This window comes from Sphingobium sp. MI1205 (assembly GCF_001563285.1).
GTDB lineage: Bacteria > Pseudomonadota > Alphaproteobacteria > Sphingomonadales > Sphingomonadaceae > Sphingobium.
On record NZ_CP005188.1, the window covers coordinates 409,085 to 424,411 of the forward strand.

The window sequence follows — 15,327 nt, forward strand, 5'->3', positions numbered from 1 at the left end:
CCGCAGATCGTCGGGGCCGACCCAATATTCATTGGCATATCCAGATTGGAGGGAGATGCCGTGAGTGCCGGGTTGCCAAGTCAACGATCATCAAATGAGGCTTTTCATGAAATTGCGACAGACCAACCCGGTCCCGGTGGCTGCGGCGAAGGCCGGGTTCAGCACCGCGACGGGCTACCGGATCGCGAGCGATCCGGTGCTTCCTTCACACCGTAAAGCGCCCCGCGGCCGACGGCGACCTGATCCGTTGGAATCGATCTTCGAGAGCGAGATCGTACCAATGCTGAAGGCGGCACCTGGCTTGCGGGCGGTGGCGATCTTCGAGGAGATGCGCCGTCGCCATCCCGATCTCGATTTTGGGGTTCGCCGCACGATGGAGCGTCGTATCCGTGCCTGGCGGGCCGTTCATGGCCCGGAACAGGAAGTGATCTTCCGCCAGACCCATGAGCCGGGGCGAATGGGCCTTTCGGACTTCACCGACATGAGGAGCCTCAAAGTCACGATCGCGGGTGCGCCCCTCGATCACCTGCTTTACCACTTCCGCCTGGTGTGGTCAGGCTTCGAACATGCCCATGTCATCCTGGGCGGCGAGAGCTATGTCGCATTGGCTGAGGGGCTGCAGAACGCGCTTTGGATGCTGGGCGGCGCGCCGGGCGAACACCGCAGCGACAGTCTGTCGGCCGCGTTTCGCAACCTTGATGCCGATGCCCGTGCGGACTTGACCACACGCTACGACGCCTTGTGCGAACATTATGGCATGACGCCGACCCGCAACAACCGCGGCATCGCGCATGAGAATGGCAGCGTCGAAAGCTCCCACGGCCATCTCAAGGCGGCGGTGGAGGATGCGCTGGCGATGCGTGGATCGACCGACTTCGAGGACCTCGCGGCCTATCGCAGGTTCATCGACGAGATCGTTGCCCGAAAGAACCGGCGCAGTGCCGCCCGCATCGACACCGAAAGGGCAACGCTCAAACCGCTACCTGATCGTCGCACCAGCGACTACGAGGAACATATCCTTCCCGTCACCTCGTCCAGCACCTTCGTTCTGCGCAAGGTGTTCTACACGGTGCCGTCACGGTTGATCGGGCATCGACTGCGTGTGCGCCTCTACGATGATCGGCTCGATCTGTTCCTGGGCGGCAGTTATCTCATGACCCGGCCACGCGGTCGCCCGAAAAGCGCTACCGAACATGGCTATGTGGTGGATTACCGACACGTGATCCATAGCCTCAGGCGTAAGCCGATGGCCCTGCTGCAACTGACCTATCGCGACCAGTTGTTCCCGCGCGAGGCGTACAGGCTCATGTTCGAACGGCTGCTCGAAGCCATGTCCGAGCGTGACGCTTGCCGCAAGATGGTCGAGTTGCTGTCCATGGCCCATGAACGGGCCTGCGAGGCCGAGCTTGCCGATCTTCTCGCCCAGGACCTTGACGAAGGCCGGCTGCCTGACATCGCCGCGTTGCGAACGCGCTTCTCGCCCGATCCGGCCGCGTTGCCCGAGGTGGTGGTCGAGCTTGGCCCCCTGACCGACTACGATGCCCTGCTGCTGGGAGAGGCCGCATGACCAAGGCCCATAACGTCGATGCCCAGCGCCTGAGCTTCATCCTCAACGAGTTGAGGCTTCCTGCCATCAAGGTGATCTGGCCCGAGTTTACCGAACGTGCCGACAAGGAGGGCTGGCCCGCCACCCGACTGCTCGCTGCACTTACCGAGCATGAAATGGCCGAACGTGACCGGCGTAGGATCGAACGTCATCTGAGCGACGCACGATTACCACCGGGCAAAACGCTCGACAGCTTCGCCTTCGACGCCGTGCCGATGGTCTCGCGGGCGCAGGTCACGGCCATGACCTCGGGCGACGGATGGCTGGAAAAGGGCGCCAATCTCATCCTGTTCGGCCCGCCGGGCGGAGGAAAGAGCCACTTGGCGGCAGCCATCGGCCTGCAACTTGTCCAGAATGGTTGGCGCGTGCTGTTCACCCGCACGTCCGAGCTGGTCCAGAAGCTTCAGCTCGCGCGCCGCGAACTGGCGCTCGAATCCGCCATCGCCAAGCTCGACAAATACCACCTGCTCATCCTGGACGACCTCGCCTATGTCGCCAAGGATCAGGCTGAAACCTCCGTGCTCTTCGAGTTGATCAGCGCACGCTATGAGCGCCGATCCATGCTCATCACGGCCAACCAGCCCTTCGGCGAATGGAACCGGGTCTTCCCGGATCCCGCCATGACGCTCGCGGCCGTCGACCGTCTCGTTCATCACGCCACCATCTTCGAGATGAATGTCGAGAGCTATCGTCGCAGGGCCGCCCTCCAGCGACAGACAGGGGCTGGAAGGACCCCAAAATACGCGACAATCAAATCCATCGAGAAAATGTCGATCAGCGACAATCAGAGCGAAGAATCGCCCTTGCCAGCGACAATCTAACCCGGCACCATGAACCCGCCGCGACAATCTGTTCTCATCCTGATAGTCGCTGACCTCTCACCCAGATCGTCGCGCTATAGGCGACCTGCGCAATCGTGACTGCGGTCCTCGCCTCCGTCATCGAAGCGCGCTGCTTATCCAGCGCGGCGAGTTCGCTTTGCAGAGTGGCTTCGAAGTCAGGCCCGGCCGGATCAAGGTCCACCGAGCTGCACTTTTCTGACAGGACTGCAAAGGCAGATTGGGCATTATTGCTGGCCGCAGCCAATGCAGCGGTCTGACTTTCTATGTCGTGGTCCAGCCGGAGGATTGACTGGTCAGTAGCCTGGATGCCTGCGGTGAGGGCGGCCTCTTCAGCGGTCTTTGAAGACAATGAGGCGTCCAGCTCGGCGATGCGCTCCCGCTGCTCCCGAAGCTGTAGGCCCAAGAGCGAGTCGATCGCACTCAACGCATGTTCGGTCGCTCCGCAAACTGGGCAGGCCTGTCCATCCTCAAGCGTGGCGCGAAGTTGCATTGCCGCTTCGCCCGAGGCCGTTTCGGCTAGCTCGCCGGCACGCCGTGCCTCCTGCAATTGCGCTCGCAGAATAGGAAGGGAGGAGCTGACCTGGGAATGCCGGACGACCAGATCTTTGCGTTCGGCCTTAGCGTCATCGAGATTGCTGCGCAGACGAACCAGGAGGTCACGGGATGTTTGTACCTGAGCTTCTTGATGCTTCCAGTCTACTAGGAGAGGAGAAAGACCTCCCAGGCGATCCCGTTTTTCAATGAGCGCTGAGAAGGCAGCATCGGATGGTGCTGAAGCCTTAGCCTCGTCCAATATGTTGCGAGCCCATATGGCAGCGGCGGCTGTTCCCTCTTCGGCTGCCTTGGCGGCTTCCCATGTGGCGTTGGCCTCTATTTTGGAAGCCTCTGCTTCCTTTGCGCTCTCTGAAAGCTGGGACAGCTTTATATCGACGGCTGCGATCTCGACGAGCTCTGCCGCGAGTTCCTGCTGCTGTGCAGCCAATGTGGCAAGCCCGGCGTTCGCCGTAAGCCACGATGCATGAACGTCTCGGGTCTCTATGGCCTCAGTCAACGAACCGCCGGCAGCCTTCTCAACCTCTTTACATTCGGATAGGGCTTGCGCGCGCGCAGCGCGGACGCCTGCTATGCCATCGAGTGATACGCTTGTTTCGGAAAGCTTGCGGTCGAGCGTGCGGGCTTCTTCGATCTCAGGAGATTGCGCCGCAACCCGTTCCGTTTCGACCTGGACGTTAGCTATCGCCTGATTTTCTTCGGTTGCCGTTTGCGTTACGCGTTCGCTTGCCTGCTCAAGTGCACTTTGCCGCAGGACAACAGTTTGCTGCGCTTTTTGCGCCTGCGTGGCCGCTTCCTGGACCGCGGTCCAGTCTCCGGCGAGCGCGTACGCCGCTTTGCTTAGGCGCAATGCTTCGTGCCGAGGGGCGGCTTCTTCGCGGGCTGCGTTCGCGATCGATGCGGCCAACTCACATTCCGTCACCTTGTTGGCCAAGGCAATGCGATCGGTCTCCCAGCGAACAGCTTTGGAGAGTTCTCCCAGCGCAGACGCGGTTCGATCTGCAACGTCCTTCGCGGCGCTTTGCTGCTCTTCGGCGATCCGGCGTGTTTCGTCGTCGAGGCCGTTCTGCGCCTCAATGCGGTCTAGGATTGCCTGCTGCTGGGCCCGGAGCGTCGTTGCCTTTTCATGAGCTGCGCGGCCAAGACTCGCATAAATATGTGACCCGGTCAGCCGTTCGAGTAGCTGGGCTCGCTCGTTATCGTCAGCCTTGATGAAGGCTTCGAAATCGCCCTGCGCCAGGAGGACGGCCCGACGAAACTGCTCAGCTGACAAACCGACGAGACGGTGAATCTCCGCTAGCGTTTCAGTTTTGGTCCCACCCAAGATCTCGCCGTCAGCAAGGCGCGTGAGGTTGTGCCGGGTGGCCTGCATGCGGCCATCGGTCTTCTGACGGGCGCGCTGAACGGTCCATCGAGCACGGTATCGCTCGCCGTCCCGGCCCACGAAGTCCAATTCCGCATACCCCTCACCGGAGCCATGCCGAAGGATGGCCCTAGGGTCTCCTGCCGACAACTCGTCACCTTGGGCAGTTTCGAACTTGGCCCGTGCCGGTGCTGCGCCGAGACGTGGTACCGAATCGAACAATGCCAGGCACATTGCGTCAAGCAGGGTAGATTTCCCTGCGCCTGTCGGGCCGGTGATCGCAAAGATGCCGGCGTCGCTTAGTGGCTCGGCTTCGAAATCAACTTCAAAATCGCCGTTCAGGCTGGCGAGATTGCGTCCGCGGATTGCTAGGACACGCATTAGGCGTCCTCCCTCGATGCTTGAGTCTCAATGAGAAGGGTCTGAAACGCTTGCTTCAAATCATCCGGTGGTTCGCTGCCGTGAGCCCGCTCGAACAGCTCTGCGAAAACAGCATCAGGGAGGAGTTCGGCTAGATCTACATCGCGCTCAGCGATGGCTTGGTTGGTGGCCTCACGAGCCGAGATCCGTGCAATGCGCGTCAGCCGCACAGCCTTCCCATCGAGCGCCGCCATGACCCGAGCTTGTAGGTTCGGTTCAGGGCCATCAACGAGTACCGAAACTTCCACAAACGGATGCAGCCCGCGAGGAAGATCGGAATCGAAGTCCAGTCCCTGAATTGCGACCTCAACCTCACTGATCGGCTTTGGGCCGTCACCCGGGATCGTCAGAAAGGGGACGATGCGGGGAATTTCTTCCTCTCGGGCCTTCGCGCCGTCCGGCACAAGGTCGACTATGCTGACGGAATGGCGGTAGAGCCTTTCCGTTGCGGACAAGGGGAATGGTGAACCCGCATAACGGATCAGAGTATCGCCCTTGATCGTCTGAGGACGATGAAGATGGCCAAGCGCAACATAAGCTGCTCGGTCGTCAAAAAGCGCTGTGGCTTGGGCTTCCTCACCCCCTACGGTGATTCGACGTTCTGAATGTTCGGAGATGTCCCCTTCCGCGACGTGAAGGTGGCCAGTCACTATGAGGGGCAATCCGTCTGCTTTTGCAGCGCCCGCCGCCAGAACATTGGCGTACAACTCGCCAAGGCCGCCAGCGCCCATATCTCCCGGCCGGCAATAGGGGACGGCTGCCAACCATGCTGCGGTCTTACCCGTCCGACCGGTGAGTGGGATCAGCAATCTATCGAGGTCCGCTACGCCGTTTTCACGGGGTAGGGAGCCCACAAGGTGAATACGCCCTGGTCCAAGAAGTGCGGCGGGCAGATTGATCCTCGCTGCGCTGTCATGGTTCCCGCCAATGATGACGACCTGCAGCTTGGGGCAGCGCGCCGTAGCGTCCCGAAGGAAGGCATAAAGCCGTGCCATGGCTGACACCGGCGGGTTCGCTACGTCATATATGTCGCCCGTGACGAGCAACAGATCCGCTTCTTCGGCTATTAGGCGATCCAGAAGCCAGGACAGAAATGCGTCATGCTCTGCTTCTCGTTCATGGCTGAACAGCTCATGCCCGATGTGCCAGTCAGAACTATGGATCAGCCGGAAGGCCGGTATCGATTCGGTCATGGGTTCAATTTCGCAAAATTGGCGACAGAAATGGACGTAACTCGATTGCGGCGGAGATGGTCAGCGGCGGCTTAGCAGCCATCTCCGCTCTGGCAGAGGTGTCTGGCAAGGACGATCATGGCTTCCGTGTCCCGTCCGCAATAAGCTCGTAGCGCCGTATCAAGTGCCGCTCGGCGGTCTTCCGTCGTTGCGGGGGAGATGGCCTCCAGATATGCGGCCTGGGCGTTCCCGCCGTCTTTGACCTCCAACTCTGAATAATCAAGATCTGGGGCGACGGTGGGCAGAACAGCCTTGATCGACCAGCTTCCACGTTGGTCGCGGTGATACCAGTTGGCGCGAGTGACCGGCAAAAGGTCGACGACCCGCTCAATGATCGAGTTGAGATTGTCCGCCAGATCAGGGAAAAAGTCAGCAAGTTCGCGAAGGCGCCCCTTTTCAAAGCTAGCGTTGTAAGCGACTACCGCGCCCGACCTGGGGATCATCCTTACCAGCGCTTCGGCACAGGCCCTGCGTGGGTCCGCCCCGTCCAGACTGAGGAATTCATGGTGCTGAAGGCTTCCATCCTCCGCTTCGATATGAGCGGAAAACTGGAACGGCACCTGTTGATAGGGGTGGGTACCCACCCAGCGAGGAATGGCAAAAGCGATCGTCTCAAAGTCCAACCACGTTCGGGGGAAGGCCCAATCTGCCATGGCGGCTCGGGCACCTTCCACATTGTGATCGGGCTCGCCGCTAAGGGTAGCTTGAAATACCCGTTGATGGGTCGGATTGGTCAGCGCCGCAGGGTCGACCTCGAAAAGATCCTCGACCCCGCGCTTTAGCCACTGATTGCCCCCCCCGTATGGAAGCACGGTCACAGGCCATTCCGGGCCGGGAGGAAGCGCTGCTTCGCAATATGTGGCGAAATTGCACGGGAGCCCGTTGCAATGGGAGCCCGGAAGGACGGTGGGTTCGGTGCCAGTGAGCGTTTCGCGTGCAGCTGCCACTACTGCGGCTCGCGTTTCGACGCGATCCTGTATGTTGGAAGTGAGGTCGCTGTCGAAAAATAGGCCCTCAAGCGACCCATCAGGTTTGAGAACGAAATCGGAATCCAGATGACGAATCGCTGCGCTCTCGATTGGAACGCCGGCTTCGCGGGCGACCCAGACCTGCGTTGCTAGGTCATTGACGTGATAGTCCTTGGGCTTGGTCGAGCTTTTGACCTCGGCCATGTGCCAGCCACCAAGGCCATTTGGCTCGAGAATATCGACCCGCACCAGAACGCCATCATGCTGAAAGGTGGCTTCGAAGATCGGATCCTCGTGACCGTTTTCCAGCAAAGCCTTCGTCGTCGCCAACGCAGCGGACAGATCGGGTTCAGCCTCCACCATGACACCGCCCGGCAAGAGCGAGCAGGCAGCCTCGCCAACCTCGTGCCCGGCAGCGAACCGCGCTTCTGCGCCCTCATCGTCTTCCGCGAGTTCAGGGCGATGAACCGATAGCCATAGCCGCTTCGGGCATTGCTCGAAATAGGTGATCCTCGATTTGGACAGACCATGCGGGCGCGGTGAGACGCTCATGCTGCCACCCTCATGATGAGGTTGAGGAGGGGGAGGAAGAATCGTGGAGAGCTGATCGTCATGGTTCAACCATGCACAGTCGATGCGACAAATGCGGTCGTTTCGGGTGGCTGGGCCTGAGACGGCAACATCGTCAACGCAGCCACGATGCGCTGGCGCATCATCTCAATCAGGGCATCAGGCTGCTCGATGACGAGCTCGTTGCCCCAAGTGAACAGATGCTCGGCCAACTCTCGCATGCCGCCGCTGGTGAAGCGGATGAGAAGATCTCCATTCTCCAGTTCTTCGATCTGCTGATGGCGATGGAAGCGCCACTCTCGCGCTCGCGAGGCTGCCGATGCGTGGACGCGAAGCACGACGTCTTGCTTCTCATCTCGCCAAACTGCGAAACTGTCGGCTAGCCAGGCGTCAATGTTCCAATCATCCGGGGCGCAGCCGAGCTTTTCGCTCAGCCGGGGTTCGATCATACGATCCAGTCGATAATAGACCGGATCGTTTTCGCGGTCGGGCATTTTTCCGACCAGGTACGACAGAGGCCCGTGGACAATGCCGTAGGGAATGACCCGTCGCCAGCGAGGCTCCTGCTGCTGAACGGCGGCATAGCTGAATTCGAGGCAGCTGCCGGACAGTATTGCGGCTTGGACGGTGGCGATTGTCTCGGGCGGCACGGTCGCAACAGGTCCCGCGGTGACCATCGTCCGCTGAAGCCGAGTGAGCGCTTCTAAATCAGGATCTATGCGGCGCTTCTCGCGATCATCGAAGGCCCCTTTGACCTTCGCCAGAAGGTTCGCCAACTGGTCGGCGCGAACCGTCTGTCCGGCTTCTCGCCGTCCATCCACCTCGGCTTGCAGGGCTGCAACTTCAGCCGCAGTGGGGCGGGTATAGACGCGGCGAAGGCTGTCCCTGATGAGAAAGCGCTTTCGGCGATCTTCTGTCACTTCCTCAAGGTCGAAGTGCCGAGCGATGACGTCGCGCATGCGCTCGGCGGTCCTTCGATTGACGCCCAGCGTCTCCGCCATTTCATCGAGAGTCAGGCCCTCTGTAGATTCCGAAAGCGCGTGAACGAGCGCCAACAATCGATCCAGTTTGGCCATACGATCGGTCATGCTGCACTACCCCCCATTTATGTCCAACTACGACCGCACCCGTCGTTTTTTCAAGAGCCTAAAGGCGGAAATTGAGACCTGCGACTCGTGGAGGTGCGCGGTGTTGGCTGGAGGAACAGCGCTGGTTTGAGGATCTACCGAAACAAAAGCTGATCTGCCATTTCGCCGATGCGTTGATACCCGGCGATCCGATTTCGCCAAGCTTCCGGGATGCCGCTCTCGCCATAGAGGGCGCCCGCGAGCTGGCCCGTAATGGCAGCTGTCGTATCAGCGTCCTCGCCGAGATTGGCGGCAGTGAGGACAGCCTCGGCGAAACTGCCGGTCCGGCCGATGCACCAGAGTGCGGCTTCGAGCGAATGCGCCACATAGCCTGACGCGCGAATATCCCGCCTCGGCTTACCGCGCCAGGATCCGCTCACGATGTGGGAGATCCTCTCGGTTATGCCCTCTGCCGGGATGCTGAGAACATCGTGGAGGCTCTTGCCGGCAATCGCCATCGCGATCATTCGCCCGTAGATGACGCAGGCATCTACGGCCTCAGTCGCGCCATGCGTGACACGGCTTTGACGAGCTGCTGCCTCTTCAAGGGAGGGGATGTCGTCATGATACCTCAGAGCGATTGGCGCCAAGCGCATCAGGCTCCCGTTCCCCGCGGTGGTGGGGTCTGTTGATCCCGCGATGGGGTTTCCCGATCGCTCCCAGTGCGCCAATGCTGCGCTGACGGTCATGCCGATGTCGAAGCAGTGCCCGTTTGATGAATAGGCTCCCTCATCTCGCCACGCGACGAAGCGCTTCATCAGATCCGTTTCATCGATGCCGTCGCAGGATATGAGGCTGTCCGCCAAAGCGAGCGCCATTGACGTGTCGTCGGTCCATTCGCCGGGCTTCAGACCGAAGGGGCCGCCGCCGATCATGTCGGTAAGAACGGGATAAGTGTCCCGGCGCGCAAACTCCAATGTCGTTCCCAGTGCGTCGCCTACGGCCAATCCAATCAGAGCGCCTCGGCCTCGATCACGGGTGGCCGCGGGCGTCTTGGCGGGACGAACCTCTGCGACTGCGACTTTATGCTGCACGTAGGTGAGCTGCTCGTGCGTTTCGATCGCTCCAGGACGAGCCTTTCGCACTTGCTCTATGGCAGCCCTTGGTTCGGTTCCCAACTCGACCAGCAGCCGTGCGGCTATCATTCCAGCGCGTCCCAAGCCGCCCTTACAATGTACCACTATGTCGAAGCCCTGGCGTAGGCGTGAGCGCAGATTTGCGCCGCTGGTGGTCCATTCCTGCTCGAACAAAGGACCCGGTATGCTCACGTCAGCAATGGGCAGATGGAACCAGTCCATGTGGCGCGCGCGTACTTCCTCTCCGAGCCGATCCACGCCGAGACTCTGGAATTCTAGAGGTTCGATGAGAGAAATCACCGCCGCCGCTCCGCTAGCTTGAATGGCGTCTAGGTCGATGCAAAGGTCGCGATCCCACGCACCCGTTAGTGAATCGGGCTGCTTTTTCCCGGGGCAGAATGTGATCCCTATTCTGCCGCCGCTGGCGTGTGTTTGGACGAACGCGATTTGCAGTGGATGGCTCGAACTGGTGCGGGGGGTATGGGCAGCGTCTCTTTGTTCCATTCTTGTCCTTTCGAGCCACCTTAATGGCTCCAGCTTGAAGTTGGAGAGAGTTACTACGACCGAATCTGACAGATACGGTCGTACCTTCCTCTTCTTGGCCTATGAGAGGCCAAACTGTCTTGACCCAGCAGTCACGATAGGGTGGTGAAAGCATCATAGGGGGAAATATCATGAAGATTGATCGAGATAAGCTGAAAGAGGCAGGAGCCAGCGCCGCAAAGGTCAGCCAGAAAATTGGCGAGAAGACGGTCGATGGGGTGAAGAAGGCTTGGGAAACGGAGATGGGGCGCACCGCCATCACCGGCGCTGCGGCCGGCGCGGCTATCGCTGCGGTCGTCCCGTTCGTCACGGTTGGAGCCGGCTTGCTGATCGGTGGCGCGATTTCCGTTTTGGCGAAGAACGTCAGGTCGGGTCAGTAAACCTCGTCTGGGACCGGAAGCCTGCCAATGGCGAGACGGTCTCAACCTGCCATGGTCAGCCCCACCTCAGTAGAGGCTGCGAGGTGATCGAGAAACGCTGAACGGAACCTAACATGTTTGGAATATTCCTGCTGGCGGCTGTAACCGTCGTTGACGGCGATACCCTGCGCTTGGACGGAGAACGCGTACGTCTGGTAGGTATTGATGCCCCTGAGATACATAGGTGTCCGGCGGGGCGCGCCTGTGCTCCTGGCGATGGCCAAGCGAGCAAGCGCAGCCTGCAAAATCTCATGAACGGCTCCCTCAGCATTCGCCGCGTCGGACACGACCGTTATGGTCGTACCCTCGCGCACGTATATGTGAACGGCGTGAATGTTGCCTGTGAGCAGATCGGCCGCGGGCAGGCGGTTTACATGAGGAAGTGGGACAATGGGCTCGAATTGGCGCGGGAGTGCAGGTGATGGCTCGTCGCTGGGATGAGAAGGGTACAGAGGTGGATGGTCCCGCGTTTCCTTATCTCGTGGCTCTAGAAGTGATCATTATCGGAGGGCTTCTCCTGTTGGGCATAGGCATGATGCTGGCATCCGGCTTGAGGTGGCTCGTTGGTCTGTTCGGTTAAGCGAGAACGGAATGATGGGTGAACGCCAAAGCGATAGCTCGGTCATACATGCTAATCGCATCGCGATGGCTCGCGAGCTGGTAACAAAATCGCGTTCCGGTTCGACAAACCGATTAGCCCGAGAATTGGGTATTCAAAACGCCTATGCACGCCGCATTATGCAGGAGCTGGAGGGGGCCGGATTGGTGAATGCACCAGACAAACGCGGCGGGAGAACGGTTGCATCAGGAGTGTTTGTCTCGGAGATATGAGTTGATGCGGCTAATTTTTATTGCCTTCTTATTGGTCACCGGCGCTGTTCTGCTGCACCTGGCTTGGAATGCGGCGCTTAAGATTTTGCAGAGCATTGTCAAACTCGCCTACATGTCAGCTAAGGTGGTGGGAGCGGCGCTGGTGGCGGGATTGGCTGGCCTCGTTGCCTTCGTTGTTCTGCCTATTGCTGTCCTGGGTGATTGGTTCGGAATCGCGGTTGTGAGTGTCGCGATCGCAGCCTTCGTCCTGTGTTGGAGGAAATTCGCGGTTCGAGACGGACGCGCCGCTCGTCCGCTGTCCCCGATGGAAGAGGATCAGTCGACGTCCCTCCCGATCGTCGAGGAAGTGATCAAGCCTGAGGCGGATCCCCGCATCGCTGAGGCGTGGGAAATGGCGGGAGAGCTTGCACCAGAATACGCTCAGCGTCTTTCCGCAGCTAGGCGCCACTGCGCTCAAGTGTTGGAGATGGCAGCTGGGGGCCCGGTCGAATGGAGCATCGTCGATTGTTCGACATTTATCTCGCGCACCGTGCCAGATGCGGTTTCAACGGCTGCAGCACTGATGATGGACGCTGACCACTCAGAGCGGAGCAGCCTTGCCGGTGAACTGGTCGTTGATCTGGAACGGATCGCGAGCCGCGCGCGCGAGGAAGTCGACAGTCGCCGCCGTCAGCTTCGCAACAGTTGGCACGTTATCCGAACCCATATTGCAAGCCGGACGGCACGCGATGCGTCCTGATGGTGCGGCGGCGGGTTCTGACTTTGTGGCATGCTGCACGTCGACGACGCTGATGCTTTAGAGATTGAAGTCCGGGACGGCCCCGAGCCGTCAAGCCGGTGAATCGACCACCGGATAGTGCGGCATCGGCCATTCATGATCCGCGTTGTCCATCATCAGGTCGATAAACAGCGGCAGAAGGGAGCCCAGCAAGGCGCCGCAATCTCTAACTTGAGTGCGGTTGACCTCGCTATTCCAGGTTGCCCCTCCGTGGACCAATTGGTTTCGCAGGACGTACAGGCGTCCAAACAATATCGACAGCAAGGTGGCGGTGTCGTGGCGACGAAGGGCGTTCGCCGTAGCAATGCGCTCCCGTTCCAGCATTCCGCTCCAATCCTCGAAACCGGCAACCTGATTGTGATGATGCCAGAAGGGCGCGAAGACATAGCGGTTGTCTAGCCCGTATAATTCATCGCGTTGTTGATCGGGCGTCAGGATTTCGGTTTTTGGTTGGAGGCAGGCGCGGTGCATCACTCCCGGGGATGAGCCGAAGGTCGGGTATGTTGAGGCTTGCGGGTTGAAGGGACGGGTTTGGTTTTTGGGGCCAGGCCCGTTGTTCAGGTAACGAGGCGAGGGATACGATCGAGGGCGACCCGGACGATCTGCTGGTTGGGACAGGCGGTGGGCCATTGGACGCGGATCAAGGTCTTCATTTCGACGACACGGGCAGCGATCTTGATGAGGTGCAGGCGCAAGGTATCGAACTGGACAGTGCGCCATATTGAGCGTTTCGGCATGGCGGTGCGCAGACCCCACATAAGCCAGTAGGCACCGGCATGAAGGAACAGCCGCAACTGGTTGGCCGTGGCCTTTGTGCAGGATGTACGGTCTGCGGCGAGATGGGTTTTCCACGACTTGATGTGATTTTCCGCCTGCCCCCGCCGGCAATAGACCTGCTCGTAGAGCCAGCGGGGCGAGCCCTTTTTGAGATTGGTGACGACGAAGCGGGTGTCGGCCCCCTGATCGCCGACTTCGACGCGGGCGATGATCCGCTCGACGCGGCTCCAGCTTTTAGCGCCGTCGTGGAATGCCTTGAAGCGGCGCACCTTGCCATCGTCGGTTGCGGCCTCGAAGCGCGCTTTGGTGCTGGTTTCGAGATCGGTGACATGGCGGCGCAATGTCGAGGTCGGCGCGACGCCCAGGATGAAGTCGTGTCCGCCCGCCCGGCACCAGTCGATGACCTCGGGACAGCAATAATGACTGTCGCCGCGCAGCATGATCTGCGTTCTTGGCCAGTTGGCGCGGATTGCACGCATCAGGCGGCGCAGGAAAGCCCTGATTTCCTTGCCGCCGGGTCGTTTGGCCGGGCGTAGCACGGCAGTGATGAAGCGGCCCTCGCCATCGAACACGACGATGGGTTGGAAGCCATATTCGTCATGATGGGCATTGAATAATCGCAACTGCTGGCCGCCATGCACGGCATCGAATGTGTCATCAATGTCGAGGACAATACGCTTGGGCACGGTGCGGAAGGAATCGCAATACAGATCAACCATCGCCCGGCCCATGCCCAGCAACGCACGCGTATCAGGCAGGTTCTCCAGTCGCGAGATCGTCGGCTGCGAACATAGCGCGCGATCCGAAGGTGCCAGATCAAGGGCCAGCTTGAACATCGGGTCGACGCGCAGACTGGAGGCGTCATTGCCATCCTCGTAACCCGCCGCAATCATCATCAGCCGGAAGCGGATAATGTCGGTAAGGCTGTGGGTGATCAGATCCGGCGCGCGGGGATCTTTGATGCAGGCCGCCATGCGATCCGCAACGCCAAGGCGCTGCTCCACCTCGCGCAACAGCAAAATCCCGCCGTCTGACGATAGCAGACCGCCGTCAAATCTGACGTCCAACCGCTTGCCCGAAACAGGTGACAGACCAGGTAGCGGCAGCGTAGGATCGTCCATGGCGGGTGTAGCTTTCTTGAAATGACGTTGATCGGATTAGACAACCAAATCATACGTTAAATCAGATGCTTACGCTACATCCGCCAACCCCCGATGAATTATACGGGCTAGCAGCAGCCTAATTTCTTGACTGAAGCGCTGCCAAACCAGGTCATAAATTCGATGTTTGCTGTCGAAGCTAACCAAAGTGGAGAAGAAGCGCGCGAAGGCATCGCGCTCGCGCTGACTCTCTCCACCCAACGCTAGGCTAACGTCGCCTGCGTACGCTGCGTTAAACCCGATCCAAAGCAGTATGAAGCGCACATCTTCATCGCCTTCGCTGGCTTCTGCACGGCGCAGCCAGGAAAGCGCTCGGTGAACTCGAAGAGTGAGAGGCATTGCGAAGCCATCACGTAAGCTACGTTGCTTCCGCTTGAGCGCCTCAGGATGAAGCGGACTAGAAGATGGGTAGCGGAAAGACATTGCTCAGCTTCTCTGTATCAGATGTCTAAGATATTTCTGCGATGTAAAGATCGCGCAACCGGCCAACATATATCAAGTATTAGGGCCGTCTTGGTTCGAGATTAGAAGCGGAGGGGCTGCAGGCTCTTCGCCATCTGCGATGTATCCGTGAATGATATCGCCCGCCTTGAAGGTCGCATTGCCGCCTTTGTTAAGGAGGCCGAGGAGGCCAAAGCCTAACACGCCCAAAATGACTCCGCCCGTGTTTGAGGCACCTTCAGTGCCCTTCGTACCGGCCAACGCGACCGGCCCCCATTGCGTGTCGACGTGGATCAAGCGCAGGCTCAGTTGGCCTTTTCCTCCCGCCGCGCTGGTGCCCGAGACGGAAACGATTTCGCCCCAAGCAGTAGATCCGATCGGGATTGCGGTTGCCCCATCAACTGTCACAGGTGAGTTGACGCGCAGCCGGAAGCGGTCGCCGGCTTTAGCTGATCGGCTGTTGACTTCCCGAACAACCATCAGTTCGACATCCGTCCCTTTTACCCAACGAGGATGGGATGGGGCCGGGACGACGGAGGCTTCTGAAGCGACGTCCTGTGCGGCCGCCAACGGGCTGCCGACTAGGAGAAGTCCTGCCATAAAGGCTGCGCGCAACATTGAG

The 15,327-nt window shown here is 59.8% G+C and carries 14 protein-coding genes; 5 read left to right on the forward strand and 9 right to left on the reverse strand.

All coding sequences use genetic code 11. The features are described 5' to 3' along the window. Positions 1 to 64 precede the first annotated feature (64 nt). Both istA and istB read left to right on the forward strand, forming a co-directional pair. Positions 65 to 1,567 (forward strand): IS21 family transposase, encoded by a 1,503-nt coding sequence (gene istA / locus K663_RS02035; protein WP_011950689.1) that lies wholly within the window; start codon positions 65 to 67, stop codon positions 1,565 to 1,567. Next, positions 1,564 to 2,427, forward strand: a complete 864-nt coding sequence (istB, locus tag K663_RS02040; protein ID WP_004211466.1) for an IS21-like element helper ATPase IstB — start codon at positions 1,564 to 1,566, stop codon at positions 2,425 to 2,427. The genes istA and istB overlap by 4 nt, the downstream gene beginning before the upstream one ends. A 34-nt stretch (positions 2,428 to 2,461) precedes the next feature. On the opposite strand, the gene K663_RS02045 is transcribed toward istB, so the two are convergent. The 5 genes from K663_RS02045 to K663_RS02065 form a co-directional block, all read right to left on the reverse strand. Further along, positions 2,462 to 4,744 carry an AAA family ATPase gene (locus tag K663_RS02045; protein ID WP_083535798.1) on the reverse strand — a complete coding sequence of 761 codons (2,283 nt, stop codon included), beginning with the start codon at positions 4,742 to 4,744 and terminating at the stop codon, positions 2,462 to 2,464. Beyond that, the gene (locus K663_RS02050; RefSeq protein ID WP_044661445.1) at positions 4,744 to 5,976 is read right to left on the reverse strand and encodes an exonuclease SbcCD subunit D C-terminal domain-containing protein; all 1,233 of its coding nucleotides are present in this window, start codon (positions 5,974 to 5,976) and stop codon (positions 4,744 to 4,746) included. The genes K663_RS02045 and K663_RS02050 overlap by 1 nt, the downstream gene beginning before the upstream one ends. A 71-nt stretch (positions 5,977 to 6,047) precedes the next feature. Next, positions 6,048 to 7,535 (reverse strand): DUF2779 domain-containing protein, encoded by a 1,488-nt coding sequence (locus K663_RS24575; protein WP_044661446.1) that lies wholly within the window; start codon positions 7,533 to 7,535, stop codon positions 6,048 to 6,050. Between the two features lie 65 nt (positions 7,536 to 7,600). Next, on the reverse strand, positions 7,601 to 8,641 hold the full coding sequence (locus K663_RS02060) for a helix-turn-helix transcriptional regulator (protein WP_044661447.1): 1,041 nt from the start codon (positions 8,639 to 8,641) through the stop codon (positions 7,601 to 7,603). 134 nt (positions 8,642 to 8,775) lie between these two features. Then, positions 8,776 to 10,260, reverse strand: a complete 1,485-nt coding sequence (locus K663_RS02065) for an ADP-ribosylglycohydrolase family protein (RefSeq protein ID WP_062113516.1) — start codon at positions 10,258 to 10,260, stop codon at positions 8,776 to 8,778. Between the two features lie 170 nt (positions 10,261 to 10,430). Between K663_RS02065 and K663_RS02070 the strand changes: the two genes are divergently transcribed. The 3 genes from K663_RS02070 (at position 10,431) to K663_RS02080 (ending at position 12,288) form a co-directional block, all read left to right on the forward strand. Then, positions 10,431 to 10,679: a hypothetical protein gene (locus K663_RS02070; RefSeq protein WP_020819327.1), complete on the forward strand. Its 249-nt coding sequence runs from the start codon at positions 10,431 to 10,433 to the stop codon at positions 10,677 to 10,679. 113 nt (positions 10,680 to 10,792) lie between these two features. Beyond that, entirely contained in the window at positions 10,793 to 11,140 is a 348-nt protein-coding gene (locus K663_RS23130) for a thermonuclease family protein (RefSeq protein ID WP_083535799.1), read from the forward strand. 413 nt (positions 11,141 to 11,553) lie between these two features. After that, positions 11,554 to 12,288 carry a hypothetical protein gene (locus tag K663_RS02080; RefSeq protein ID WP_083535801.1) on the forward strand — a complete coding sequence of 245 codons (735 nt, stop codon included), beginning with the start codon at positions 11,554 to 11,556 and terminating at the stop codon, positions 12,286 to 12,288. 90 nt (positions 12,289 to 12,378) lie between these two features. Here K663_RS02080 and K663_RS02085 read toward each other — a convergent pair whose 3' ends face one another. The 4 genes from K663_RS02085 to K663_RS02100 form a co-directional block, all read right to left on the reverse strand. Then, positions 12,379 to 12,798, reverse strand: coding sequence for a hypothetical protein (locus K663_RS02085; protein ID WP_237227918.1), 420 nt, complete (start codon positions 12,796 to 12,798; stop codon positions 12,379 to 12,381). 86 nt (positions 12,799 to 12,884) lie between these two features. After that, positions 12,885 to 14,225, reverse strand: a complete 1,341-nt coding sequence (locus tag K663_RS02090) for an IS1380 family transposase (RefSeq protein ID WP_043155119.1) — start codon at positions 14,223 to 14,225, stop codon at positions 12,885 to 12,887. Positions 14,226 to 14,294: 69 nt separating this feature from the next. Beyond that, positions 14,295 to 14,687: a hypothetical protein gene (locus K663_RS02095; RefSeq protein WP_237227919.1), complete on the reverse strand. Its 393-nt coding sequence runs from the start codon at positions 14,685 to 14,687 to the stop codon at positions 14,295 to 14,297. A gap of 72 nt (positions 14,688 to 14,759) precedes the next feature. Next, a complete protein-coding gene (locus tag K663_RS02100) occupies positions 14,760 to 15,305 on the reverse strand; it encodes a hypothetical protein (protein WP_062113519.1) in 546 nt (181 codons plus the stop codon). Between the last annotated feature and the right edge of the window lie 22 nt (positions 15,306 to 15,327).

Coding starts and splice junctions, on each gene's coding strand:
- istB (WP_004211466.1), top strand. CDS start 1,564: ATGACCAAGGCCCATAACGTCGATGCCCAGCGCCTGAGCTTCATCCTC.
- K663_RS02045 (WP_083535798.1), bottom strand. CDS start 4,744: ATGCGTGTCCTAGCAATCCGCGGACGCAATCTCGCCAGCCTGAACGGC.
- K663_RS02050 (WP_044661445.1), bottom strand. CDS start 5,976: ATGACCGAATCGATACCGGCCTTCCGGCTGATCCATAGTTCTGACTGG.
- K663_RS24575 (WP_044661446.1), bottom strand. CDS start 7,535: ATGAGCGTCTCACCGCGCCCGCATGGTCTGTCCAAATCGAGGATCACC.
- K663_RS02060 (WP_044661447.1), bottom strand. CDS start 8,641: ATGACCGATCGTATGGCCAAACTGGATCGATTGTTGGCGCTCGTTCAC.
- K663_RS02065 (WP_062113516.1), bottom strand. CDS start 10,260: ATGGAACAAAGAGACGCTGCCCATACCCCCCGCACCAGTTCGAGCCAT.
- K663_RS02070 (WP_020819327.1), top strand. CDS start 10,431: ATGAAGATTGATCGAGATAAGCTGAAAGAGGCAGGAGCCAGCGCCGCA.
- K663_RS23130 (WP_083535799.1), top strand. CDS start 10,793: ATGTTTGGAATATTCCTGCTGGCGGCTGTAACCGTCGTTGACGGCGAT.
- K663_RS02080 (WP_083535801.1), top strand. CDS start 11,554: ATGCGGCTAATTTTTATTGCCTTCTTATTGGTCACCGGCGCTGTTCTG.
- K663_RS02085 (WP_237227918.1), bottom strand. CDS start 12,798: ATGCACCGCGCCTGCCTCCAACCAAAAACCGAAATCCTGACGCCCGAT.
- K663_RS02090 (WP_043155119.1), bottom strand. CDS start 14,225: ATGGACGATCCTACGCTGCCGCTACCTGGTCTGTCACCTGTTTCGGGC.
- K663_RS02095 (WP_237227919.1), bottom strand. CDS start 14,687: ATGTCTTTCCGCTACCCATCTTCTAGTCCGCTTCATCCTGAGGCGCTC.
- K663_RS02100 (WP_062113519.1), bottom strand. CDS start 15,305: ATGGCAGGACTTCTCCTAGTCGGCAGCCCGTTGGCGGCCGCACAGGAC.